The 22755-nt window shown below is 41.8% G+C and carries 26 protein-coding genes; 8 read left to right on the forward strand and 18 right to left on the reverse strand.

Annotation, left to right across the window (positions count from 1 at the left end; translation table 11 throughout):
- Positions 1–112 precede the first annotated feature (112 nt).
- Entirely contained in the window at positions 113–2104 is a 1992-nt protein-coding gene (locus MHB66_RS14645) for a methyl-accepting chemotaxis protein (RefSeq protein ID WP_046313378.1), read from the reverse strand.
- Between the two features lie 156 nt (positions 2105–2260).
- On the opposite strand from MHB66_RS14645, the gene MHB66_RS14650 reads away from it, so the two are divergent.
- Positions 2261–3001, forward strand: coding sequence for a protein-glutamine gamma-glutamyltransferase (locus MHB66_RS14650; protein WP_041115839.1), 741 nt, complete (start codon positions 2261–2263; stop codon positions 2999–3001).
- 21 nt (positions 3002–3022) lie between these two features.
- Here the strand turns inward: MHB66_RS14650 and MHB66_RS14655 are convergent, their stop codons facing one another.
- From MHB66_RS14655 to MHB66_RS14680, 6 genes are all read right to left on the reverse strand, one after another.
- Positions 3023–3271 carry a hypothetical protein gene (locus tag MHB66_RS14655; protein WP_034282525.1) on the reverse strand — a complete coding sequence of 83 codons (249 nt, stop codon included), beginning with the start codon at positions 3269–3271 and terminating at the stop codon, positions 3023–3025.
- 24 nt (positions 3272–3295) lie between these two features.
- On the reverse strand, positions 3296–4327 hold the full coding sequence (locus tag MHB66_RS14660; protein WP_046313376.1) for a nitronate monooxygenase: 1032 nt from the start codon (positions 4325–4327) through the stop codon (positions 3296–3298).
- A 16-nt stretch (positions 4328–4343) separates the two neighbouring features.
- On the reverse strand, positions 4344–4745 hold the full coding sequence (locus tag MHB66_RS14665; protein WP_034282527.1) for a secondary thiamine-phosphate synthase enzyme YjbQ: 402 nt from the start codon (positions 4743–4745) through the stop codon (positions 4344–4346).
- Positions 4746–4858: 113 nt separating this feature from the next.
- Positions 4859–6151 (reverse strand): hemolysin family protein, encoded by a 1293-nt coding sequence (locus MHB66_RS14670; protein WP_024423287.1) that lies wholly within the window; start codon positions 6149–6151, stop codon positions 4859–4861.
- A gap of 48 nt (positions 6152–6199) precedes the next feature.
- Positions 6200–6874, reverse strand: coding sequence for a zinc metallopeptidase (locus MHB66_RS14675; RefSeq protein ID WP_024423288.1), 675 nt, complete (start codon positions 6872–6874; stop codon positions 6200–6202).
- Positions 6875–6955: 81 nt separating this feature from the next.
- Positions 6956–7180 carry a hypothetical protein gene (locus MHB66_RS14680; RefSeq protein WP_024423289.1) on the reverse strand — a complete coding sequence of 75 codons (225 nt, stop codon included), beginning with the start codon at positions 7178–7180 and terminating at the stop codon, positions 6956–6958.
- Between the two features lie 126 nt (positions 7181–7306).
- Here MHB66_RS14680 and MHB66_RS14685 point away from each other — a divergent pair, with 126 nt between their 5' ends.
- The gene (locus tag MHB66_RS14685; protein ID WP_046313373.1) at positions 7307–8293 is read left to right on the forward strand and encodes a potassium channel family protein; all 987 of its coding nucleotides are present in this window, start codon (positions 7307–7309) and stop codon (positions 8291–8293) included.
- Here the strand turns inward: MHB66_RS14685 and MHB66_RS14690 are convergent.
- The 5 genes from MHB66_RS14690 to MHB66_RS14710 form a co-directional block, all read right to left on the reverse strand.
- Complete coding sequence (locus tag MHB66_RS14690; protein ID WP_024423291.1) at positions 8290–8691, reverse strand: YugN-like family protein; 402 nt, start codon at positions 8689–8691, stop codon at positions 8290–8292. The genes MHB66_RS14685 and MHB66_RS14690 overlap by 4 nt on opposite strands.
- 29 nt (positions 8692–8720) lie before the next feature.
- Positions 8721–8939 (reverse strand): spore germination protein, encoded by a 219-nt coding sequence (locus tag MHB66_RS14695; protein ID WP_046313371.1) that lies wholly within the window; start codon positions 8937–8939, stop codon positions 8721–8723.
- Between the two features lie 111 nt (positions 8940–9050).
- Positions 9051–10406 (reverse strand): glucose-6-phosphate isomerase, encoded by a 1356-nt coding sequence (locus MHB66_RS14700; RefSeq protein ID WP_041107612.1) that lies wholly within the window; start codon positions 10404–10406, stop codon positions 9051–9053.
- 126 nt (positions 10407–10532) lie between these two features.
- Positions 10533–11705: an iron-containing alcohol dehydrogenase gene (locus MHB66_RS14705; protein ID WP_046313369.1), complete on the reverse strand. Its 1173-nt coding sequence runs from the start codon at positions 11703–11705 to the stop codon at positions 10533–10535.
- 121 nt (positions 11706–11826) lie between these two features.
- Positions 11827–12990, reverse strand: a complete 1164-nt coding sequence (locus MHB66_RS14710) for an iron-containing alcohol dehydrogenase (RefSeq protein WP_034282535.1) — start codon at positions 12988–12990, stop codon at positions 11827–11829.
- Between the two features lie 144 nt (positions 12991–13134).
- Between MHB66_RS14710 and MHB66_RS14715 the strand changes: the two genes are divergently transcribed.
- Positions 13135–13371 carry a DUF378 domain-containing protein gene (locus MHB66_RS14715; protein ID WP_003212952.1) on the forward strand — a complete coding sequence of 79 codons (237 nt, stop codon included), beginning with the start codon at positions 13135–13137 and terminating at the stop codon, positions 13369–13371.
- Positions 13372–13614: 243 nt separating this feature from the next.
- Here MHB66_RS14715 and yugI read toward each other — a convergent pair whose 3' ends face one another.
- The 3 genes from yugI to MHB66_RS14730 all read right to left on the reverse strand — a co-directional run bounded on the left by yugI (position 13615) and on the right by MHB66_RS14730 (position 15900).
- Positions 13615–14007, reverse strand: a complete 393-nt coding sequence (gene yugI, locus MHB66_RS14720; RefSeq protein ID WP_007500519.1) for a S1 domain-containing post-transcriptional regulator GSP13 — start codon at positions 14005–14007, stop codon at positions 13615–13617.
- Positions 14008–14205: 198 nt separating this feature from the next.
- Positions 14206–15399, reverse strand: coding sequence for an aminotransferase (locus MHB66_RS14725; RefSeq protein ID WP_034282537.1), 1194 nt, complete (start codon positions 15397–15399; stop codon positions 14206–14208).
- Positions 15400–15900 carry an Lrp/AsnC family transcriptional regulator gene (locus MHB66_RS14730; protein ID WP_003213765.1) on the reverse strand — a complete coding sequence of 167 codons (501 nt, stop codon included), beginning with the start codon at positions 15898–15900 and terminating at the stop codon, positions 15400–15402.
- 199 nt (positions 15901–16099) lie between these two features.
- Here MHB66_RS14730 and MHB66_RS14735 point away from each other — a divergent pair, with 199 nt between their 5' ends.
- Entirely contained in the window at positions 16100–16900 is an 801-nt protein-coding gene (locus MHB66_RS14735) for an alpha/beta hydrolase (RefSeq protein ID WP_231122832.1), read from the forward strand.
- Here MHB66_RS14735 and MHB66_RS14740 read toward each other — a convergent pair.
- Positions 16897–17157, reverse strand: a complete 261-nt coding sequence (locus MHB66_RS14740; RefSeq protein WP_046313365.1) for a DUF1871 family protein — start codon at positions 17155–17157, stop codon at positions 16897–16899. The genes MHB66_RS14735 and MHB66_RS14740 overlap by 4 nt on opposite strands.
- An 83-nt stretch (positions 17158–17240) precedes the next feature.
- On the opposite strand from MHB66_RS14740, the gene MHB66_RS14745 reads away from it, so the two are divergent.
- Positions 17241–18416 carry a MalY/PatB family protein gene (locus MHB66_RS14745; RefSeq protein WP_046313363.1) on the forward strand — a complete coding sequence of 392 codons (1176 nt, stop codon included), beginning with the start codon at positions 17241–17243 and terminating at the stop codon, positions 18414–18416.
- A gap of 330 nt (positions 18417–18746) precedes the next feature.
- On the forward strand, positions 18747–20039 hold the full coding sequence (locus MHB66_RS14750; protein ID WP_034282546.1) for a HAMP domain-containing sensor histidine kinase: 1293 nt from the start codon (positions 18747–18749) through the stop codon (positions 20037–20039).
- Here MHB66_RS14750 and MHB66_RS14755 read toward each other — a convergent pair whose 3' ends face one another.
- The gene (locus tag MHB66_RS14755) at positions 20040–20219 is read right to left on the reverse strand and encodes a hypothetical protein (protein ID WP_034282549.1); all 180 of its coding nucleotides are present in this window, start codon (positions 20217–20219) and stop codon (positions 20040–20042) included.
- Positions 20220–20311: 92 nt separating this feature from the next.
- Here MHB66_RS14755 and MHB66_RS14760 point away from each other — a divergent pair, with 92 nt between their 5' ends.
- A complete protein-coding gene (locus MHB66_RS14760; RefSeq protein ID WP_025094193.1) occupies positions 20312–20704 on the forward strand; it encodes a kinase-associated lipoprotein B in 393 nt (130 codons plus the stop codon).
- Here the strand turns inward: MHB66_RS14760 and kapD are convergent.
- Positions 20701–21318 carry a 3'-5' exonuclease KapD gene (kapD, locus tag MHB66_RS14765; RefSeq protein ID WP_046313361.1) on the reverse strand — a complete coding sequence of 206 codons (618 nt, stop codon included), beginning with the start codon at positions 21316–21318 and terminating at the stop codon, positions 20701–20703. The genes MHB66_RS14760 and kapD overlap by 4 nt on opposite strands.
- 218 nt (positions 21319–21536) lie before the next feature.
- On the opposite strand from kapD, the gene MHB66_RS14770 reads away from it, so the two are divergent.
- The gene (locus tag MHB66_RS14770; RefSeq protein WP_029707381.1) at positions 21537–22715 is read left to right on the forward strand and encodes an MFS transporter; all 1179 of its coding nucleotides are present in this window, start codon (positions 21537–21539) and stop codon (positions 22713–22715) included.
- Positions 22716–22755 lie beyond the last annotated feature (40 nt).

Genomic DNA, 22755 nt, shown 5'->3' on the forward strand with positions numbered 1-22755 from the left:
CTTTACTTCTCTAAAGTTATTATCGGATGAAAGGTTTATTTTTAGAGGCTGGAAGGGAGGTTTAAAAATAAAAAAAATATCCAGACAATTCTGGATATCTTTTCATCATCATTTAATTAATTTTAAATTGACTTGTGAGCTCTTTTAGTTCCTCTGCCATGTTGGCAAGTGTCACAGAGGAAGATGTGATTTCTTCCATAGATGCTAGCTGCTCTTCTGCAGAAGCCGCAATGTCCTGAATGTTTGCTGCGCTTTCTCTCGAGACTTGGCGCATCTCCTGCATCGCTTGTGAAACAAGCTTTGAACCGCTTGATAGGTCAATGGCTGTATCGTTTAATTGCGACAGTTTTTTCGACATTCCTTCTGCCGCCTCATAAATGTGCTGGAAGCTTTCTTTTGCTTCCTCTGTCATACCGAGTCCTGCGTTTACTTCTCGATTGACTGCTTTGAACATATCTTGAGATTTAGCAATTTCTAGTACAATTTCTTGGATGAGCTTCTCAATTTCTTTCGCTGAATCTGCGGATTGGACTGCTAGTTTTCTCACTTCTTCTGCAACGACGGAGAATCCGCGTCCTGATTCACCTGCTCTTGCTGCTTCAATTGCTGCATTAAGCGCAAGTAAATTCGTTTGATCCGCGATGCCATTAATGACATTTAAAATACTCGTAATATCTTTAGATTTGTATTCTAATTCTTTCATGACCTGCTCTGCTTCTTGTACAGATGTATCAATATGTTTCATTTGGCTTGCTGTGCTTTCAACAATTCGGCCGCCTTGACCAGCAGCTTCTGTTGATTGAATAGAGACAGCAGCCACTTCAGATGAGGTTTGTGACATATCTTGTAATCCTTCGTTCATTGCCACAAGCTGATTCGTACTAGATTCGACTTTCTCGTTTTGTGCTTCATTTCCATTTGAAAATTGTTCAATTGACATCGTGATATGCTCTGTTGCTTGACTTGTTTGGCTGGCACTTGCCGTCAGCTCCTCTGAAGCCGAAGCCACGTTGTCGACAGATTGCTGTACAGCGCGAATGACGTCACGAAGAGATTCACTCATCTTGCTGAAGCTTCTTGTGAGATCTCCTATTTCATCCTTCGATTTGGTTTCGAGGGTTTCTGTTAAATCCCCTTCACTCACCTTTTCTGAGAAATCAACAAGCCTTCTCAGTCCAATGGTAATCGAGCGAACAATGAAGAAGATAGCGACACCGCCAAGGATAAATGAAGAAATTAAAAGAATAATGGCAGAATTCCAAACTGGCTGTGCTGCTTCTTCTGTTTCTGATACAAACATCGTTCCAGCAATTTTCCAACCTGTTAAATCATTTGTGACAAAAACGATACGTTTTTGTTCTCCTTTATTCTCATAAGTTGATGTTCCTTCTTTGCCGCTGTAAAGGATTGATGAAATATTTCCTGTGACCTCAGATCCTGACTTTTCTTCTGGATGGGCTACAATTTGTTTGCTTTTATTTGCAATAATTGGATATCCTTCTCGTCCAATTTTAATTTCTTTGATTTTATCAACAATGTCTTGCACATCAATGTCGATTCCGATCGCTCCCGACCCGTCCTTCAGGCGCTGGGCAATCGTGACCACCATGCCGTTTGTTGTAGCAGAAATGTATGGATTGGTGACAACTGGCTCACCTTTTTCATCCTGCATCGCTTGCTGATACCAATCGCGTGTTGTTGGGTCATAGCCTTTTGGCATGTCTACTTTAGGAAACTGAATGAAATCATGATTTTTACTTGCTGCATAAAATCCAACTACATCATCTTCGTTGATTTTGCTGTATATTTCAAAATGCTCATACAGTTCGTCCTGGTTTTTCTTTTTAAAGTCTGCAGCAGTAGTTGTTTGAGTAAAAAGTTTCACCGCGTTTTCTTTATTCAAAAGCTTTTGCTCGATCATGTCATTCATATCATTGACTCTTGCTTTTGCTCCGTACATGATTTCATGATCTAATTCTTCTTTGGCAATCTGATATGAAATCGTACTGAGTGTAATGATTGGCAAGACGAGAACAAGTGTGAATGAAATAATCAGTCTTTTGGAAATAGATGGTTTTTTCAACCATTTTATTGCACTTTTCATGTTTTTCCTCCTTTTAAACGATATGTTTTATATCGGACATCTTCATAGTATTTTCATGTTTTTCAAATAAAAAGGATGCTATTTTGTTTATTTTCACAAATTGATTCCTTGCCCAAGCACCCTGCATACGCTAATACAAAAGGGGGCGCTTTTCATATGATTATCCTTTCAGGACAGCCAGTGACAAATGAGCAGCTGGCATCGTTTCAGCTAGAGGGACAAAAGCGGATCATTTTGATGCAGTTACAGGCCTCGAATGATACGTTCCGCTATAGGCAAGCATCTGATTTGTTATTTGAGGTCACTTTAAGATCGAACATTATGAATGCTGCAAGAGATTTGAATAAAAGCGGTGCCTCATTCGCCATCTTTCAAAGGTCGCGTGCAAATGATGCGTTTTGGCGTGTGTCGGAAGCAGGAGCACTAGAGCTGCGCTATCAAGTGGAGCCATCAAGAGGCATTCAAGACATTTTTGAAAATGGCTCAAAATATGCATTTGAATGCGCAACAGCGATTGTCATTGTGTTTTATATGGGGGTTTTGCAAACAGTAGGAGAGGAGAAGTTTAATCGAAGACTTCGCAGTTTAACACTGTATGACTGGCACTATGATACTTTGTCGATTTATACAGAGCGCGGGAATGATTTTATCTATGGGGATTGTTTATATTTCGAAAATCCAGAGTTTAGCTATCAGCAGTCGCAATGGCGCGGGGAAAATGTGATTTACTTAGGAGAAGATCAATATTACGGTCATGGACTTGGAATTTTAACAGCGGCAGAAATTATCGACAAACTGAATAAGAGAAGACGGCCAGGTGCGGTTCAATCCGCTTATTTATTACCGCAGACTACCCGGATGGATGTAATTTATCTCAGGCAAATGTTTGGCAGCTAAAAAAAGCCTCTTGTCTATTGGTTATGACAAGGGGCTTCTGTATGCCTTGCGTTTACGATAATTTTGGAGTGTGCCAAGCATCGTGTTCGCAAGGACCTCCATTTCTTCTAAATCTTTTCTTGTGACCGGCGAGTCGTGCCGGCTCCATTTCACGTATCGAACAAAATAGTAATGACGAATGGGCGTAAGGACAGCAGGAGAATGAGGGAAATCATCAAACCAAAATTCAATCTGGCCTTTTTTTCGGTAGGAATGTTTTAAGATGTCCATCCTGTCACACCACCCATCATGATTTTATGTCTGCGTCAGTTCGTGCATGATGTCTTCAACGCTTAAAATCGAGTGAATACGTCCAACGCCTTGTCCTGCCCACAGAGCCATTTGATCAGGGTTACCTCCGGCAGCAGCTGCTTTTCGCATCGGTGTTGTGCATACATGCTGAACTGGGTAAGGAAGAACCCTATCTTCATGCAGACTTTCATCCTCCATCCACTGATTCACAATACCTCTCGCTCTTTTCCCAGAAAAAAGCCTTGTCACCCTTGTTTCACTGCCTTCTGCCTGTAAAATGGCTTTCTTGTATACCTCTGCCGCAGCACTTTCCTGGCTGGCTAAAAATCGTGTGCCGATTTGAACCGCATCCGCTCCAAGCGCTAGCGCTGCTTTCATACCTAATCGGTCCGTGATGCCTCCTGCTGCTATCAAAGGCACACGGCAGAGCGGTTTGACGTCAGAGATCAGACTGATCAGCCCCACCAAGGCGTCTCCTTTTGCACGTAAAAATGTGCCGCGATGTCCCCCTGCTTCACTTCCTTGCAGCACAATGGCATCCATTCCTTTTTCCTCTAGAAGCAGTGCTTCCTCTTTTGTTGTCGCCGTTCCGATTAAAAAGATTCCCTTTTGTTTTAGGTGGTGAATCGTTTGTTCATTTGGACAGGCGAATGTAAAGGAAACGATCGGAACGTCTTCTTCCAGAAGAATGTTGATTTTCCGTTCAAAATCATCCCACAACTCTTCTTCGCTTGGCATCCTATGAGCTTCGGGCCATACAGGCAGTCTCTTCTCCCAAAACGCCACATCCTCTTTTTTCACATCTGGAATTGGCTCTGGTACAAACACATTGACCTGAAACAGGCGAGATGTCAGCTGTTTGACCTGTCTAATCTGCTGTCTCAAATCGTCAGGCTGCACATATCCACTTGCCAAGCTGCCAAGCCCTCCGTAATTTGAAACAGCGGCTGCCAGGTGCGGTGTCACAGCTCCTCCTGCCATTGGTGCTTGGATGATTTCATGTTCGATTTGCAGTAACTTTTTGATGTCCCCCATTTATTTCCCCCATCTCTTACTCGTTTGACGACACTTGTACATAAAAATGACGATGCCTCGGCCCGTCAAACTCACAGAAATAGATTCCCTGCCACGTGCCAAGCACAAGATCTCCATCATGAATGAGAACATGCTGAGACGCCCCCATATAACTCGCTTTCATATGTGCAGCCGTATTTCCTTCCATATGGCGATCCTTTGGGTGTTCCCACGGAAAAACTTCATCAAGCCGGCGAAGCATATCTCGTTTCACATCTGGATCCGCATTTTCATTAATGGTGATCCCTGCTGTCGTATGTGGACAATAGACGATGACAGTTCCGTTTTGTATGCCTGTTTCCCTGACATATTGGAGAACCTCATGTGTGACGTCGATCATATCATCGCGTCTGTCTGTTTGTAGATTGATTTTTTTCATATGAGCTGCTCCTTTTTCACGTTTCTATAAAAACCATACCCTTTTTATGTGAAACAAATCTTCTTATCTAAAGTTTACCAAGCAAAAAAACCTCGTCAAGCAATGCGAGGTTTTTAAGAAAAGTGAACCTTTTTGACTTCAATGGTTCGAATATGGTGGTCTTCAGCATCAATGATTGTAAATTCACAGCCTTCTGCTTCAATCGTATCCCCAATGTCAAAATCAAATTTATGCGTCATCATCCAGCCAGCAATTGTATCAACATCATCATTCTCAATGGCTAAATCCAATAAATCATTTACTTCATCAATCAATGCTTTCCCATCCATCACATAATGAAAATCACCTTTTTTAACGATGTGAGGTGTTTCATCCTGATCATATTCATCTCGAATCTCTCCGACAATTTCCTCTAATATGTCCTCCACAGTGACAAGTCCCGCTGTACCTCCGTATTCGTCTACGAGCACTGACATATGAATCCGTTCCTTTTGCATCAAAATGAGCAATTCTTGAACAGGGGTGCTTTCAATCACTCGGATCACCGGACGCATTAAGTCTTCAATCGATACATCTTGATTTAGAAAGCTGGCCTTAAATACATCTTTGCTGTTAATAACACCAATCACATGATCTTTGTCTTCTTTAATAACAGGGTAGCGTGTGTACCTTTCGTTCAGCATATAATGGGTCACGTCTTCTAATGTCTGTTCAATCTCTATAGCTGAAATTTCTGTACGCGGAATCATGATCTCTCTTGCCACTCGGTTATCAAATTCAAAGATTTTATTCACATATTTGTACTCAGATTGGTTAATCTCACCCTTCTCATAGCTTTCAGATAAAATGAGACGCAATTCTTCCTCACTGATCGCCACTTCATGTTCTTTGACAGAATGATAACCAAATAATTTCACGATGCTTCGTGCAGCCCCATTTAATGCCTTAATAAACGGGTACATGACTTTATAGAAAAAGATGAGTGGTTTTGCTGTCACAAGGCTGACCGCCTCTGCCTTTTGAATGGCAATTGTTTTAGGCGCGAGTTCTCCCACAACGACATGTAAAAATGTAATGATCACAAATGCGATGATAAACGAAAGGATGTCAGTCAATGCAGAATGAAGCCCGATTTTTTCAAACAGCGGATGCAGAAAATGCTCCACCGTCGGCTCACCCAGCCACCCTAGACCTAAAGCCGTGATGGTAATGCCAAGTTGGCAGGCGGATAAATACTCGTCAAGATTTGATATCAGCTTTTGAACATGAATGGCTCTCTTATCCCCGCTTTCGATCAGCTGGTTGATTTTAGAGCCTCTAATTTTCACAATCGCAAATTCAGTGACAACAAAAAATGCTGTCGCAGCAATGAGTAATATGACTAAAAATACGTTTAAAATGTACAAAAAAACCCTTACCTAACAATGGTAAGGGCTCACCTCCTCTGGCATCAATTAATCATTACGGCCATTTAGGAAGATCATTACAAAACGGAGCAATTCAAACAGGGAGACAAGGGCCGCTGCTACGTACGTCAGAGCTGCAGCATTTAACACCTTGTTCACGCCTCTTTCTTCACTGCTTCTAATGATTCCTTCTGAAACAATGATATCTTTTGCACGAGAACTTGCATTAAACTCGACAGGCAATGTCACAAGCTGAAAGAATACAGCTGCTGAGAACAAAATGATCCCAAGCCCGATTAAGTTAAGGCTGCTGAGCAAAATTCCACCAAGGAAAAGAAGCGGAGCAACACCAGATGCAAAGTTCACGACAGGAAAGATCTTATGTCTCAAAACAAGCGCACCATAGGATTCCTGATGCTGCAAGGCATGTCCAACCTCGTGTGATGCGACTGAAATGGCCGAAATGGAGTGGCCGTAGTACACAGGTTCAGATAAACGAACCACACGCTGCGTCGGGTCGTAATGATCAGTCAAAGTTCCTCTTACCGGTTCAACAGGCACGTCGTATAACCCGTTGCGATCTAAAATATATCGAGCGGTTTCAGCACCTGTTTTCATACTGGATGCTTCCACCTTTGAATACTTTTCAAAATTATTCTTCACTTTAAATTGTGCCCAAAATGATAAACCCAATGCGGCAAACGTTAAAAAATAAAAAAACAGCATGCTCATCAGCTTCCTTTTTATTTTATATATTTATTTACAATTTTAATGACTTTTATGTACCATGTACAGCAAAAAGCACTAGGTCTTTTTTAGGGGAATAACCGCACCAATGAAAAAGAAGAACACACCTAAGCAAGCTGTATAAAAGGTCCCTGTACCATAAAGGTCTTGAAAAAAGTGCAGCCATGAAAAATCATTCATAAAATGATTCACAGCATTTAAATCAAACACGAGTAAGATGACAGCTGATGATAAAAAGTGCACACCAATAAAAAGAAGTACGGTCTTTTGAACAAACGACATTCGAATTCCCTCCTTCTTCTCCCTTATTTTAAGATATGGGTTCTATTTCAATACATGACGAAGATGAAAAAATGTTTCCTCAATCGGGCATACTGACATTAGCAGTCTCCTGAAAGGAAGAGTCCGATGAAATCAAACCGTATCTTTATCGCTTGGCTAAGGTGGCCACTTTATCTTCGAATTGCCATTATCATCTGTTTCTTGCTTCTCTTTTTTGGACAATTAATCGTTTTACTTGAACCGAAGCAGTATCATACGATCTTTGATGGGATCTGGTGGGCACTCATTACAGTCTCTACGGTTGGCTACGGTGATTTTGTGCCGCAAACCATGCCAGGGCAGGTGGCAGGTATGGCGCTCATTTTTATCGGAGCCAGCTTTGTCACCGCTTATTTCGCCACACTTGCCGCCGCTGTGTTCAGCAAGCAGCACCATTATGTTGAGGGCAAGGTAGCCTTTAAGGGGAAAGGACACCTCATTATCGTCGGCTGGAATGAGAAAACGAACAAACTGCTTCAGTCGTTTCAAACGATTGATCCAGCCATGCCGATTGTGCTGATTGATGACTCCTTGAAAGAAGGGCCTCTTTTGGAAAATGTTCATTTTATTAAAGGACATGGGACCGAAGATGTCACACTTCGTAAAGCCAACATTACCGGTGCAGATGCAATCATGATTACCGCGGATCAGCATGAAAATGAAGTGACAGCCGATATGCAGAGTGTTTTAACCTTACTTGCAGCAAAAGGATTAAACCCTTCTCTATATTGTTTAATTGAAATCTTAACAGATCGTTACGTGAAGAATGCCGAGCGTGCTGGCGCCAACCAAGTCATTCATACCTCTGATGCTGTCAATCATTTAATGGTTGAACATTTTCTGATAAAGGAACAGCTTACGGCGTTTAAGAAAAAACGACATATGACGCTGCATAAACACGTCACCATCATACCTGTACCGGCTTCATTGGCTGGAGAAACATTCTTAACGGCGCTCCATCACTTTCTAGAGCATCATGTAATTATCGTTGGCGTACAAAAAAAAGAAGGACCCATGATGAATCCTCCCTTTGGCTATGAGCTTCATCCAGAGGATGAATTGATCAGCCTTTAAAGCAGTGCGTCTTCTAATTCCTTGACGAGCGAAAAGCCAATCTCAGCATAAGCCTTTGATACATCCCCATCTTTCTCTTTTGGTTCTTGGAATTGATTAAAGGATGCACCCACATTTCCAACCATCGCATGATCATCTAACTTATCTTGATAGACATGCTTTAAGAGAAATGGATGTCCCATTTTCACCACAACACCTGGCTGATCGAGCTGGCCTTTCTCGGCTGTAAAAGGAACTCTGAGAAAGGTATAGCCATCACGGTTATCAATTTTATAATCAAAATACCCGTGATCATAATCCCAGTTGCCATTAATGACATAACCGAGCGGCTTCATCGTTTCTTCTAAATGGTAAAGTGAAAAGCTTTCACCAGGCAGCCTGGATGGTACATGAATCATACGAAACCCTCCTTTTTGTATAGGGTTCGTTAAAGAGAGGAATTCATACATTTCCCCCTCGTGATTTGTACATTGTTTGTAAACGCGGCATCAAACAGGCTTTGATTGGATGATTGATTCGTCTCGTTATCACTGCCGGAACCCGCTGTTTCCTTCGTAGCACTCTTAGAACAAATGCGTCCGACATTGCCAAAGTTAACGATCGCCTGCCCAGAAATATCATGAATATATATATGATTCGTCCTCATTTTTCACCCTCCTCCATTCATTATTCTATGTACAGCACACAGGAAAGCTTGCACAGGAACCTGAAGAAAACAAAAAAGGCACACCTTTATGAAAAGGTGTGCTTTTTGTTCTTATGATTGTTTTAAACGGCTTTCAAGCTCAGCTTTTTTCTCTTCGAAGCCTGGTTTTCCTAGTAAAGCAAACATATTCACTTTATAAGCTTCTACTCCAGGCTGATCAAATGGATTGACGCCTAGTAAATATCCTGACATCGCACATGCTTTCTCAAAGAAGTACACGAGGTATCCGAATGTATAAGCATCCATCTCAGGAATTGTCACGATAAGGTTCGGTACTTTTCCATCTGTATGGGCAAGCATCGTTCCTTCAAATGCTTTTTTATTGACGAAATCAACCGTTTTTCCTGCCAGATAGTTCAAGCCATCAAGGTCTTGTTCTTCTGCTTCAATTACAAGCTCATGTCGAGGCTTGTCTACACTCACGATTGTTTCAAACAAGTCTCTTCTTCCTTCTTGAACATATTGACCAAGTGAATGAAGATCTGTTGAGAAGTTAGCAGATGAAGGATAGATTCCTTTTTCATCTTTCCCTTCACTTTCACCGAATAATTGCTTCCACCATTCTGCGAAATATTGCAGACCTGGCTCATAGTTAATCAGCATTTCAATCGTTCTGCCTTTATTGTAAAGGACATTGCGGACGACAGCATATTGGTAAGCCGCATTTTCAGAAAGCTCCGATGAAGCGAAGTCTTCGCTTGCTTTTGCTGCACCTTCCATCATCTGATCAATATCTGCACCGCTCACAGCGATTGGCAAAAGACCGACTGCTGTTAATACTGAATAGCGTCCACCAACATCATCCGGGATGATAAATGATTCGTAGCCTTCTTCAGTTGCTAATGTTTTAAGTGCACCGCGTGCCTTGTCAGTTGTCGCATAAATACGTTTTTTCGCTTCTTCAGCACCGTATTTTTCAATGAGGAGCTTTTTAAAGATGCGGAACGCAATGGCTGGCTCTGTTGTTGTACCAGATTTTGAAATCACGTTAATGGAGAAATCTGCATCTTCCAATAGATCCATTACATCTGTTAAATAAGAAGAACTGATGTTGTTTCCAATAAAAATGATTTGCGGTGTCTTGCGCTTGCCTTTTGGCAAAGTGTTATAGAAAGAATGGTTCAAAAATTCAATCGCGGCACGTGCCCCTAGATATGACCCGCCGATTCCGACAACGAGCAGGACGTCAGAGTCAGATTTAATTTTGTCTGCACTTTTTTTAATGCGGGCAAATTCTTCGCGGTCATATTGCTTCGGCAAGTCCACCCAGCCTAAATAGTCACTGCCTGCACCCGTTTGTTCATGAATATTATGATGGGCTACCTTCACAAAATCTTTTAAATATGTAAGCTCATGTTCTTGAAAGAAAGGTAACGCTTTCGAGTAGTCAAATTGAATATGTGTCATCGCTTGTAAGCCCTCCATTACGTTAGTTCTGTCCCTTTCACTTTAGCGGAACTAGCTTTTGAAATCAAGTGATCGTCACTGGCATGGCAAAAAGCCGCTTCTCTTGATGAGAAGCGGCAATCTGAATTATAAAGAAGCTTTCAAAATGGATAGAATATCATCACGGTTAAGTTTCATAAAGTTACCAAAACCACCGTATTCCATTTCTTTTGCTGCAATGTCGGCAATTTTGTCCAGCTGATCTTCACCAATATCATAATCCGCTAAACGGCTTGGTGCACCGAGACTTGTCCAGAACGCTGACAGTTTGTCGATCCCTTCTAATGCGATGTCACGATCTGACTTTCCGTCTGTTTCGATGTCAAACATGTTCAGCATAAGGTTTTTAAAACGTTCTACATTATGATCGAGCGTGTGGCGCATCCAGTTTGGGAAGAGGATAGCAAGCCCGCCTGCATGCGGAATGTCATAGACAGCCGATACAGCATGCTCAATCGTATGGGACGCCCAGTCGCCAAAGTAACCCATTTGCAGCGTGCCATTTAAAGCAATCGTTCCTGCATATAGAATCGTTTCACGATGCTCATAGTTTTGTAAGTCTTCCAGCAGTTTTGGTGCTGTCTCGATGACTGTTTGAAGAACAGCAAAACACATCCGGTCCTGTAAAGGCGTGTTTTTCACATTATGGAAGTATTGCTCAAAAACGTGGCTCATCATATCGACCATACCATACACCGTCTGGTTTTCTGGCACAGAATACGTATGCTCAGGGTCTAGAATTGAAAAAGCAGGGTGAGTGACAGAGCTGCCCCACACATATTTTTCATTCGTTTCCCAGTTTGTGATGACAGAGTCTGGATTCATTTCTGAACCAGTTGCTGCAAGTGTCAGCACTGTGCCAAACGGCAGTGCTTTTTGAGCGGTTGTTTTCTTTGAAATAATATCCCACACATCACCGTCATACTCTGCTCCGGCTGCAATTGCTTTTGTACAGTCGATCACACTTCCGCCGCCAACGGCTAATAAGAAATCAATGTTCTCCTTTTGGCAGATATCGATTCCCTTTTTCACTGTTGTGAGGCGCGGGTTTGGTTCAACGCCAGACAGCTCAAACACTTCTGCATCTGCTTCATTTAACGCTCTGATGACATTGTCATAAAGACCATTTTTCTTAATGCTCCCTCCGCCATATACAAGTAACACTCGTTTTCCATAACGAGCGAGTTCGCTTTTGAATCCTTCTAGCTGTCCTTTTCCAAACATCAATTTTGTTGGATTATAGTAAATAAAATTCTCCATCTGTTGAAACATCTCCTTACAACGAATATATCCAAAAACATGAAAGACTACTGTAACATATGTACACGATGAACTCAAAAAAAGATAACTGCCCGCAAGCAGCTATCCCTTTATTGTTCAATTATAAAGAAGCGTTCAAAATGGCTAAAACATCTTCTTTGTTCAGCTTTTTAAATTGACCAAATTCACCGCGTGCCATTGCACGGTCTGCAATTAAATCAATTTTCTCATCGTTGATGTCATAATCCGCTAAACGACTTGGTGCACCAAGACTTGTCCAGAAAGCTGACAGCTTGTCAATTCCTTCTAAGCCGACTTCTTCATCTGTTTTGCCCGCAGGATCTACATCGAATACACGGACCGCTAATTGTTTAAAACGGCCTGGGTTTTCTTGAATCACATGTTTCATCCAGTTCGGGAACAAGATTGCAAGACCGCCTGCATGGGGGATATCATAAACAGCTGATACTGCATGCTCAATGTTATGAGAAGCCCAGTCACCACGTGCCCCCATTGAAAGCATGCCATTAAGCGCAATTGTGCCAGTGAATAAAATCGTTTCACGGAGCTCATAGTTCTCTAGATCGTTGATCAACTTCGGTGCCGTTTCAATGACAGTGCGAAGAAGTCCTTCACACATACGATCTTGGTAAGGTGTATTTTCTGTGTGATGGAAATATTGTTCGAACACATGTGACATCATGTCAACCATGCCATAAATCGTATGATTTTTAGGCACAGTGAATGTGTTGACTGGATCAAGAATAGAGAATTTCGGGAAAACTGCTGGACTTCCCCAGCCATACTTCTCATTTGTTTCCCAGTTTGTGATGACTGATCCAGAGTTCATTTCAGAGCCTGTTGCGGCAAGTGTTAACACAGTACCGAACGGAATAGCTTCCATTGGGACGTGCTTGCGTGTCACGATATCCCAAGCATCTCCATCGTACTTCGCACCAGCTGCGATTGCTTTCGTCGCATCAATGACACTGCCGCCGCCAACTGCCAAAATAAAATCAATGTCGTTCTCTTTGCAAAGTTCGACCCCTTTTCTTACTGTTGTTAAGCGCGGGTTAGGCTCCACACCAGCAAGTTCAGTGATTGCAGCTCCTGATTCTTTTAGGATGCTGACAACTTGGTCATAAAGGCCGTTTCGTTTAATACTGCCTCCACCATATACAAGTAATACGTTTTTTCCGTAGTGTTTGAGTTCATCTGAAAGGGCTGATACTTCTCCCTTTCCAAAAATTAATTTCGTTGGGTTCCAATAAGTAAATCGATCCATGTGATCTCCTCCTCGCGCTACATTATGCGCCTCATTCATTCCAAAAGTAAAGTAATTTGCTTTCATCCATTTTCTTACGCATAGTTTGGCTAAAAATCTGCAAAATATAAATGTATTGATGCTGTAGCGAAAGGAGGAATCACGATGAGTGCTATTCAGCGTATTGCCCTCGTGCTCACGATTATCGGTGCTATTAACTGGGGACTAATCGGCTTTTTTCAATTTGACTTAGTAGCAGCGATCTTTGGCGGACAAGGTTCTGCATTATCACGTATTATTTATGGTCTTGTTGGAATTGCAGGTCTTGTCAACCTTGGTCTGTTGTTCAAACCAAGCGAAGAAGCTGTTCGCCGTGACGAGCCGAACCCAGAAGTTCGTTAAATAAAAAGACATAAAAAAGGCTGCCTACATGAGGCAGCCTCAGCATGTAGACAAACCCTCGCATTCTTTGTCAGGTCTGCGCGCTGGTGCTCACGAATTCTAAATTCGTCCGCAAAAGTAGCCGCTCTTCCTTGACTTCAAAGGTTTTCTATCACGCTGAAAAAGAAGACAAAGGGCTAAAATAAAAATCATTTTAGCCCTTTGTCAACAATCTAAGGCACCGTTTGATGCGGTGCTTTTTTATTATTTCTTGATAAGGTCTTTACGGTTTGATTGCTCAATCCACTCTTCAAGTTTATCTTTAAGCGTATTGAAACCTTGTGGTGCAGCAGCTTCTTCTTTCACTTGCTGTGGTCTTTGTTTCTTTGGTTTGCTTTCTTTTCTTTCAGGTGCATCTTGTGTCGCACGGATAGAAAGGCTGATTTTACCTGCATTTTCATCAACAGAAAGAACTTTTACTTGTACTTCGTCACCAATTGAAAGGTGCTCGTTGATGTCTTTTACAAAGCCATGTGTTACTTCAGAAATATGCACAAGTCCTTGAGTTTCTTCATCTAATGCAACAAACGCACCATACGCTTGTAATCCTGTTACTTTACCAGTGTAAACACTGCCTACTTCAAACTTTGTCGCCATGATAACAACTCCTAAATAAATGTTTTAATATTCGTTTATACGCAATTAAAAACTATATCACAGAACAGGCAGTTACGCAAAATATTTTTTAAATGGGTTTAGATGAGATCAAAAGGGGGAATACCTGAAAACAAGAATGCTTTCTAGTATTCCCCCCTAATTTGTGAGGCATGAGTCCATTTGGACTGATGCCTTTTTTTATTTTAAGATGGCTGATGCTTCTTCCTTCACTTGTCGAGCCTGCAAAAAGCGCTGAATTCTTGAAAGTGATTCCTGAAGATGATCAAGTGACGAAGCATATGAACAGCGTATATGACCTTCACCGCTCGGTCCGAATACATTCCCAGGAACAACGGCCACTTTTTCGCTTAGGAGCAGCTCCTCAGCAAATTGTTCTGACGTCATGCCTGTGCTTTTAATCGATGGGAACGCGTAAAACGCTCCATTTGGCTGATGGCATGTAAGTCCTAGTTCATTAAGGGAGCCGACAAACAAATTACGGCGTCTTCTATAGCTTTTCTTCATTTTCTCTACATCTTCAAGCCCATTTTTTAATGCTTCTTCTGCCGCATATTGTGCCATCGCCGGCGCGCACATCATAGAATATTGATGTATTTTCAGCATGGCATCGCGCAGTACAGGTGGTGCTGCCACATATCCTAAACGCCAACCCGTCATGGCAAACCCTTTAGAAAAGCCTGAGATCAAGATCGTTCTTTCCTTCATATCTTGAATAGCCGCCACGCTTGTAAAAGCTTCATCGTATGTCAGCTCCGCATAAATCTCATCCGTAATAATGAGCAGGTCATGCTCTTTCGCAAATTGAGCAATATCTTCAAGCTCTTCCTTTGAATAAACAGACCCAGTCGGATTTGATGGCGAGCAAAGCAAAATGGCTTTTGTCTTCGGCGTCAGCTTTGTGCGAAGATCAGCAGAATCTGCTTTGAAATCTTTTTCAGCGGTTGTACTTAAATAGACAGGCACGCCGCCTGCAAGTGTCGTAAGTGCCCCGTATGCTACGAAACAAGGCTCTGGAATGATCACTTCATCCCCGCTGTTTAAAATCGCACGAAAGGCCAAATCAAGTGCCTGGCTTCCGCCAACTGTGATAATGAGTTCTTCTTCTGGACTGTAGTTAATGTGAAACCGCTTATATAAATAGTGGCTCAGTTCTTTTCGCAAAGAAATTAAACCTGCATTCGCCGTATAAGAGGTCAGCCCTTGTTCTAATGACATAATACTTGCCTCTCTGACATTCCAAGCTGTCACGAAATCTGGCTCGCCGACACCAAGGGAGATAACCCCCTCCATTGTGGCAGCCAAATCAAAGAATTTCCGAATACCTGACGGCTGAATGCTTTGTACCGTTTCAGATAAATAAGACTTTTTCATTTAAGGAGACACCACGATTCTTTTGTCATCGTCTCCTGTTTCAAACACTTTCCCATCATGTTTATATCTTTTCAAAATAAAGTGGGTAGTTGTTGAAACAACGGAATCAAGTGTCGATAATTTTTCAGATACAAAGCGGGCAATATCAGACATTGATCTTCCGCGGATCACAACGGAAAGATCATAAACACCTGACATGAGATAGACAGACTCCACTTCCTGAAACCGATAAATCCGTTCAGCAATTTCATCAAATCCGACGCCTCTTTTTGGTGTCACTTTTACATCAATCATTGCTGTAACGCCTTCATGACCATCCACTTTTCGCCAGTCAATCATGGTTGAATAATCAATAATGACTTTTTGATCTTCAAGTTTTTGAATGATGGCTTCGGCTTCTTCTGTTGTCACGCCTGCCATTTTTGCAATTGTATTTAAATCGGCGCGGCTGTTTTCATCTAAAATCTCTAATATTTCAGTTTCTTTTTCTGTTAGTTTCATTTGATTTCACACCTCAGATTATAAAAGCTAGTTTTAAAAAATCTTCTGAACATTATAGCACGTTTTTCCCATTATGCTAAGCAGGGAAAAGATTCTATTAATAGCTTAAAATCCACTTTTTAGGGTACAATACAGTCACCTAACAGAGAGAGTATCAAGTATCGGAGTGAAGAATGTGGACATTGTTCAGCCAGCTTATATGAAAAGTACATTCGGTTTAGACATCTATTACGAGCACTATCCAAATGAAGGCAAGAAGACATTGATCTTAATTCACGGTCTCTTCTCTTCTACCTTCAGCTATCGAAAGCTCATCCCGCTTCTGAAACAGGATTTCAATTTAATTGCAATTGATCTGCCGCCATTTGGACAGTCCGAGAAGTCGAATACGTTTATTTACAGCTATCGCAACATGGGAAAAATTATTATAGAGCTAGCTGGTTATTTACAGATTCGGCATGCGATTCTAGTGGGTCATTCAATGGGTGGACAAATCGCCTTATACGCTGCATCTGAACGGCCGGACCTATTTGAAAAGGCGGTTCTATTGTGCAGCTCTGGCTATTTGAATAAGTCAAAAAGATCACTTGTTTACAGCACATATATTCCTTATTTTTATCTGTATCTAAAAAGAAAGCTTTTAAAACAGGGCATTATGAAAAATTTAACGGCTGTTGTGCATGATCATTCCATCATTGATCAAGAGATGGTCGACGGCTATTTAAAGCCGTTTTCAGATGATCAAATCTTTCGGGGGATATTTCGTTTGATTCGGCACCGGGAAGGAGATTTGACCTCGGACGTTTTAAAGAAAATGGAAACACCCGTGCTGCTCATTTGGGGCGAGGAAGATCGAATCGTTCCCATCCAAATAGGCGAAAGACTGCACAAAGATCTGCCAAATTCAACCTTGCATGCATTAAAAAAAACCGGGCACCTCATTCCTGAGGAAAATCCGGTCTTTGTGTCTGATCAAATCGGACAGTTCAGCCTGTCTTAGCGTGAACAGGAGCTGCTGTCTCTTATGGCAAAAAGCTGATTCGCTGTATGCTGACAGCTCTCTATCGGAAGAAGCTGTTCAAATGAGTGATGGTAGATGGCTTGAATCTCTTTTGCTAAAGATAACGGGTCTTCTGCGTCGTATAATGCACTGATGACTTCAGCAGGCTCCGTTTCATAAAAATCCTCTCCATAATGAAAAGGGTCCCATGCCTTAATGAATTGAATCATCTCTTCTACAGCTTGACTATCTTTCATCGGTATCACCGCTTATAATAAATTTTGTGATGTTTATTTTAGCACAACCAAGAATGGTTGAAAAACAGCTAGAGGTGGGTTTCATGAATTTCGACGAACAGATCATACGTAAAGGTTCAAAATCAGTGAAATGGGATCAGGCAGAGTCTTTGTTCCTGACAACAGATGCCCTTCCGATGTGGGTGGCCGATATGGATTTTAAAGCACCGCAGGTCGTTCTTGATGCATTGAAAGAGCGATTAGATCACGGTGTATTTGGCTATGCATTTCAGGATCAGGATACGCAGCAGGCAGTCGCTGGCTGGCTCAAAAGAAGACATGGATGGACAATCCAGACAGATGCCGTCACCTTCACACCAGGAATCGTAACGGCACTTAGTTTTGCTGTTCAAGCCTTTACAGCACCGCACGACGAAGTAGTTATACAGTCACCAGTGTATACACCTTTTTATCAAATGATTGAGCGAAATGGACGTACAGTCTCAACCAATCCTTTAAAAATAGAAAACAACCGCTATATGATGGATTTTGATGATTTAGAGAAAAAACTGAGCAGACCACAAGCAAAGCTCATGTTCCTTTGCCATCCGCATAATCCGTCCGGAAGAGCATGGTCAAAAGAGGAATTAAAGCGAGTCGGAGACCTATGTGTGAAGCATGGAGTCACAGTCGTTTCAGATGAGATTCACTCGGATTTGATGCTTTACGGGAAGCAGCATGTGCCCTTCGCCAGCCTTTCTGACGACATTGCACATATCACGGTAACGTGTATTGCGCCGAGTAAAACCTTTAATCTAGCAGGGCTCCAGGCATCTGCTATTATCATTTCAGATGAAGAAAAAAGAACCCTTTTCACGAATGAAGTGCAAAGAAACGGACTGTCCAAACTGAATGCCTTTGCGATTCCAGCGATGGAAGCAGCATACCGCCACGGGGATGAGTGGCTTGATGCCCTTGTTCTTTATCTCGAAGGCAATATGAAAACGGCGATGGACTATATCGACGAAAATCTTCCAAATATGCGTTATATGAAACCAGATGCTTCTTATTTATTGTGGCTGGACATTCGGGATTATCAATTCAGTCAAGCGGAATTGAAACGGAATCTGCTGAAAAAAGGGAAAGTGATCCTAGAGCTTGGCCACGTGTACGGACACGAAGGAGACGGCTTTATTCGGATGAATCTCGGCTGTCCTGCTGAAACAGTCAAAGAAGGACTGAAACGTCTCCACCAAGCGTTCACGCTATCAGCTGAATAAGACCTATACGATAGAAAGAACATCCTAACGGGTGTTCTCAGCGCGTAGACAAACCCTCGCATTCTTTGTCAGTCCTGCGTGCTGGTGCCCACGAATGTCAAATTCGGTCCGCGCCAGTACTCGTCCTTCCTAGACTTCAAAGGTTTTCTATCACGCTGAAAAGAAGACAAAGGGCTAAAATCAAGATCATTTTAGCCCTTTGTCAACAATCTGAGAACATCCTAACGGGTGTTCTTTTTAAAGAAAAAAACCCTCCTTTTATCATATCTACTTTGTACATGAAATGATATAATGAGAGGAATTACAATTATTTACGAGGAGAGCATTTAAATGGAAATGTTCAAGGATTTTCTGCTCCATGTATCTTTTATTCTATTTCCAATCTTTTTATATCATGCGCTATGGCTAAGCCGGACCCCTGCTCATTTCCCAAAAACGAATAAACTGCTCATCACAGTATTCGCATCCATCTCTTCAGCACTATGTATTATGTATCCAGTTGGTTCGATTTTAGATTTGCAGACTGGGCTTCAATCCATTCCCCTTGTGCTTGCTATTTTATACGGAGGATACATGGCGGGGATCGTTGCCATCTTGATAAGCATCATTGTCAAATTCGTGATGTACGGCTCTTTCTTATGGATTGGGCTCATCGTTGTCCCAATTTACTTTTTCATCCCATTCCTGTTCTACCGAAAATGGCATCAATATTCGAAGCCAAATAAGCTGTTTTACGGAGTGCTTATCGGTTTATCCAAAGGATTCTTTATTTACATTGGCCTGCTTGCGGTCAGCTTAATGGCATACAGCCCAGCTTTTATTATGCAGCAAAAGCTCCTTGAGTTATTTTTCTCAACTCTTTACTACATATTCTTTCTTGTGCTCAGTATCTATTCCATTGAATTCGTGAAAGAAAATGCGGAAATGAGATCACAGCTTGTCCAGTCAGAAAAACTGACCATTGTAAGTGAACTTGCTGCAAGCGTTGCCCATGAAGTACGCAATCCGCTGACAGTTGTGAGAGGCTTTATTCAATTGCTCTTTTCGAGTGATAATACTAAAGAACCACCTGCCAATAAAGATTATAAGAATCTCGTTCTGTCCGAGTTAGACCGTGCGCAGGACATTATCACGAGCTATCTTGACATTGCAAAACAAAACTATTATCAAATTGAATCTCTTAATCTCTCTAAATTACTTGAGGAATGTGCATCACTGATGACATCCTATGCGAATTTTAAATCGGTCACAATTCATCAATCCATTGAACCTGACTTATACATTCAAGGGGATGTAACGAAGATCAAGCAAGTCATGATTAATTTAATCAAAAATGCGATAGAAGCGGCTCCTGAACATGAAGGGAAAATAGAACTTTTTGCTTCAAAAGAAAATCATAAGATCTGCCTTTATTTTGTTGATAACGGTGTAGGTATGACAGAAAGCCAAATGAAAAAGCTTGGCGAACCCTATTACACCTTGAAAAATAAAGGGACTGGGCTTGGGCTGACAGTGACTTTTTCTATTATTGAAAATCACCATGGAACCATTCGTTTCAAAAGCTCGCTGCAGTCTGGAACAACCGTCACCGTGAAATTTCCTGAAGATACAAGAAGAAAATGATTAATCCATTTTTTTTGTTCTTTTTTCATCTATCCGCTCCTGCTTCTTAGACGCTCGAACGATGAGACGAAAACAAATAAACGCAGCAATAAAGAAAATCACCGTGGTGATAGCCGCTGGGATGTACTCCCTTTTATCTTCAGGAAAATATAGTAGAAAAAGTACGATGAACGACATCATTCGCCATTCCCCCCCTTTTGCTCGTTTACTTCACTATATTGGCTAAAAGAAATGAAATACCTTCCGATGAGAAGGAAATGGAGGAATTTCACATGACAGACATTCAAATTGGACAAGTTGTGAAAGGTTTTTATAAAACAGGTGTATACGTTGGGGAAGTGACAGCAGTGAAACCATCGACCTATCTCGTTCAAGTAAAAGCCGTTCTGACACATCCCACTCAAGGCGACCTGCATCATCCGAAAGAAGCAGACGTGCCTTTTTTCCAAGAGAGGCGGGCTTTGGCCTATAGAGAACAGACAAATATCCCTCATCATATGGTGAAGCCTTATGATGGCGATATACCTGATTATGAAGAGTCACTGAAAGAAGCTGTAGATAAATTGAAACAAGCACTCCGTGCGGATGATTCTAAATGGGCTGAAAAATCAAGAGCGTGCCTATCTTCTCTTGAAAAAGATTATTTTCCAGAAGACGTCCGCTAATCAGCCGAATCAAAAAAATGTGAGAAATCGATCAGCTCACCAATTTTGGTTGTTTGCGGATTTTCCACATAGGCTCTGTCTTTTTCAAAAAGGGTGAACAGCTGATAAGTCGTCATGGCATCATCGAGTGCTTTATGATGCTTACCAGCTCCTTCACTGCCGTATTCCTTTGCCGCTTTTCGAAGCCCTGTCAGTGTACGGTCACCAAAAAAGGTTTTATATTCAAAAGCCAGATCCCTCAGCTTCCCCTTAAAAGGAAAGGTAATATGATTGAGCATACAATTTTGCTTCAGTACCTTCATGTCCATGTTGCCCCACGTAATAATCTCACAATTCTCTCCCCCATCAAGTGACACGAGCTTCTCGATAAACGCCTCAAATGAAATCCCGCTCTCTACATCCTCCTGCGTAATTCCGAGGAAAGATTTACAGCGCTTCGTCAGCTTCGGGAACTTTTTCGGTTTGACGTAACTAGAGAATGTGTCTATGATCGTTTCATCTGCTGCTTTCACTACCCCAGCTTCAATAATTTCAGGAAAAAAGTTTTGTGGATGATATTTTCCATCAGGCATCGTAAATTCAAAATCGACCACAAGCACCGTCTTCTGTTCCACCAGTTTCACCTCACTTTTTCGTCAGCTTTTCATTCTCATACCATTATATTAAGACGGACCTTGAAATCACTTCATTTTCGTGAAAATAATGCAGATTCACTATGCCCAACCTATTCATCTGATGAAAGATCGTTTATTTTCCTTTATAATTATTAAGGAACACGAAATAAATAAAGAAGGTGGTCTCTATCACAAACAGGAAGAAAAACTTGTACATCATGTGGTTTGTGAACTTTTTTGTATCTGCGAGTATTACAATGATCGTCCCTTTTTTATCACTTTACATAGAATCTCTTGATAGCAGCTATTCAAATGAATTTGTTCAAAGATGGAGCGGCTATGTCTTTGGGGTCACGTTTTTAACAGCCTTCCTGATTTCTCCGATTTGGGGGCGGATTGGCGACCGGCATGGCTATAAAAAGATATTATTAATTAACGGTATTGGCATCGCCACAAGTATTCTATTAATGGGGCTTGTGCACACCGTGTATCAGCTATTTGCACTAAGGCTCTTCATGGGGCTTGTCACAGGCTTTATCTCGACTTCAATGGCACTGATTTCTGCACAGACTGAAAAGGCAACTGCTGGTAAAACCCTTGGAACGATGCAGATGAGTAATGTCGCCGGAGGATTGTTTGGTCCGTTAATGGGCGGATTCATGGCAGACAGCGTCGGATTTATTTATACGTTTTTCCTCACAGCGGCTGTCATTTATGTGTCAGCTATTGTGATTATCTTCGGAGTAAAGGAACAGCCGATCCGGTCAAAAGAAGCAAAGCGAGTTTCTTACTCACGGAAGGATGTACTCATTCACATTTTCAAACAGCCTTTGCTTGTGGTCACGATGCTTTTAACGTTTATTACGCAGGTAGGGAACTTTAGCATACAGCCGCTTTTGGCTTTATACATTCATGATTTACATGGTCCTGTCAATCTCGCTTTTTATGCGGGGCTTGCTTTTTCTGCAACTGGACTTGGCAATTTGCTGTTCACGCGAAAATGGGGGGATCTCGGAGATCGAATTGGTCACGACAAGGTGCTGCTTGCCCTTCTCATCCTCTCCTCTATTTTATTCATCCCGCAAGCGATGGCGGATTCATACGTCATGTTAGTCATTTTCCGTTTCCTATACGGGATGGCACTTGGCGGAATTATTCCGTGTACGACGGCGTATATCCGGATCAAAGCACCTGCTTCTATGCAAGGGGAAGTGCTCGGATATAATGTCAGCTTCCGTTTTCTTGGGAATGTCGTCGGTCCGGTGATCGGCGGCATTGTGGCGAGTCATTACGGGATTCCAGCTGTCTTTTATGTCACTGCCGGCATTTTTCTGTTTGGTGCGTTATTTTTATGGGCGGTCCGCTCGCATGCGAAGACGAATGAAAGGAGTGTCTGATCATCTTCAGATACTCTTTTTTCTTGCGTAAAAGCCTTAT

Source organism: Bacillus sp. FSL L8-0167 (genome assembly GCF_038630295.1).
GTDB lineage: Bacteria > Bacillota > Bacilli > Bacillales > Bacillaceae > Bacillus > Bacillus safensis.

Excerpts from the sequence above, each read along its gene's own strand:
- MHB66_RS14645 (WP_046313378.1), bottom strand. The coding sequence starts at position 2,104 with ATGAAAAGTGCAATAAAATGGTTGAAAAAACCATCTATTTCCAAAAGA.
- MHB66_RS14650 (WP_041115839.1), top strand. The coding sequence starts at position 2,261 with ATGATTATCCTTTCAGGACAGCCAGTGACAAATGAGCAGCTGGCATCG.
- MHB66_RS14655 (WP_034282525.1), bottom strand. The coding sequence starts at position 3,271 with ATGGACATCTTAAAACATTCCTACCGAAAAAAAGGCCAGATTGAATTT.
- MHB66_RS14660 (WP_046313376.1), bottom strand. The coding sequence starts at position 4,327 with ATGGGGGACATCAAAAAGTTACTGCAAATCGAACATGAAATCATCCAA.
- MHB66_RS14665 (WP_034282527.1), bottom strand. The coding sequence starts at position 4,745 with ATGAAAAAAATCAATCTACAAACAGACAGACGCGATGATATGATCGAC.
- MHB66_RS14680 (WP_024423289.1), bottom strand. The coding sequence starts at position 7,180 with ATGTCGTTTGTTCAAAAGACCGTACTTCTTTTTATTGGTGTGCACTTT.
- MHB66_RS14685 (WP_046313373.1), top strand. The coding sequence starts at position 7,307 with ATGAAATCAAACCGTATCTTTATCGCTTGGCTAAGGTGGCCACTTTAT.
- MHB66_RS14690 (WP_024423291.1), bottom strand. The coding sequence starts at position 8,691 with ATGATTCATGTACCATCCAGGCTGCCTGGTGAAAGCTTTTCACTTTAC.
- MHB66_RS14695 (WP_046313371.1), bottom strand. The coding sequence starts at position 8,939 with ATGAGGACGAATCATATATATATTCATGATATTTCTGGGCAGGCGATC.
- MHB66_RS14700 (WP_041107612.1), bottom strand. The coding sequence starts at position 10,406 with ATGACACATATTCAATTTGACTACTCGAAAGCGTTACCTTTCTTTCAA.
- MHB66_RS14705 (WP_046313369.1), bottom strand. The coding sequence starts at position 11,705 with ATGGAGAATTTTATTTACTATAATCCAACAAAATTGATGTTTGGAAAA.
- MHB66_RS14710 (WP_034282535.1), bottom strand. The coding sequence starts at position 12,990 with ATGGATCGATTTACTTATTGGAACCCAACGAAATTAATTTTTGGAAAG.
- MHB66_RS14715 (WP_003212952.1), top strand. The coding sequence starts at position 13,135 with ATGAGTGCTATTCAGCGTATTGCCCTCGTGCTCACGATTATCGGTGCT.
- yugI (WP_007500519.1), bottom strand. The coding sequence starts at position 14,007 with ATGGCGACAAAGTTTGAAGTAGGCAGTGTTTACACTGGTAAAGTAACA.
- MHB66_RS14725 (WP_034282537.1), bottom strand. The coding sequence starts at position 15,399 with ATGAAAAAGTCTTATTTATCTGAAACGGTACAAAGCATTCAGCCGTCA.
- MHB66_RS14730 (WP_003213765.1), bottom strand. The coding sequence starts at position 15,900 with ATGAAACTAACAGAAAAAGAAACTGAAATATTAGAGATTTTAGATGAA.
- MHB66_RS14735 (WP_231122832.1), top strand. The coding sequence starts at position 16,100 with ATGAAAAGTACATTCGGTTTAGACATCTATTACGAGCACTATCCAAAT.
- MHB66_RS14740 (WP_046313365.1), bottom strand. The coding sequence starts at position 17,157 with ATGAAAGATAGTCAAGCTGTAGAAGAGATGATTCAATTCATTAAGGCA.
- MHB66_RS14745 (WP_046313363.1), top strand. The coding sequence starts at position 17,241 with ATGAATTTCGACGAACAGATCATACGTAAAGGTTCAAAATCAGTGAAA.
- MHB66_RS14750 (WP_034282546.1), top strand. The coding sequence starts at position 18,747 with ATGGAAATGTTCAAGGATTTTCTGCTCCATGTATCTTTTATTCTATTT.
- MHB66_RS14755 (WP_034282549.1), bottom strand. The coding sequence starts at position 20,219 with ATGATGTCGTTCATCGTACTTTTTCTACTATATTTTCCTGAAGATAAA.
- MHB66_RS14760 (WP_025094193.1), top strand. The coding sequence starts at position 20,312 with ATGACAGACATTCAAATTGGACAAGTTGTGAAAGGTTTTTATAAAACA.
- MHB66_RS14770 (WP_029707381.1), top strand. The coding sequence starts at position 21,537 with ATGTGGTTTGTGAACTTTTTTGTATCTGCGAGTATTACAATGATCGTC.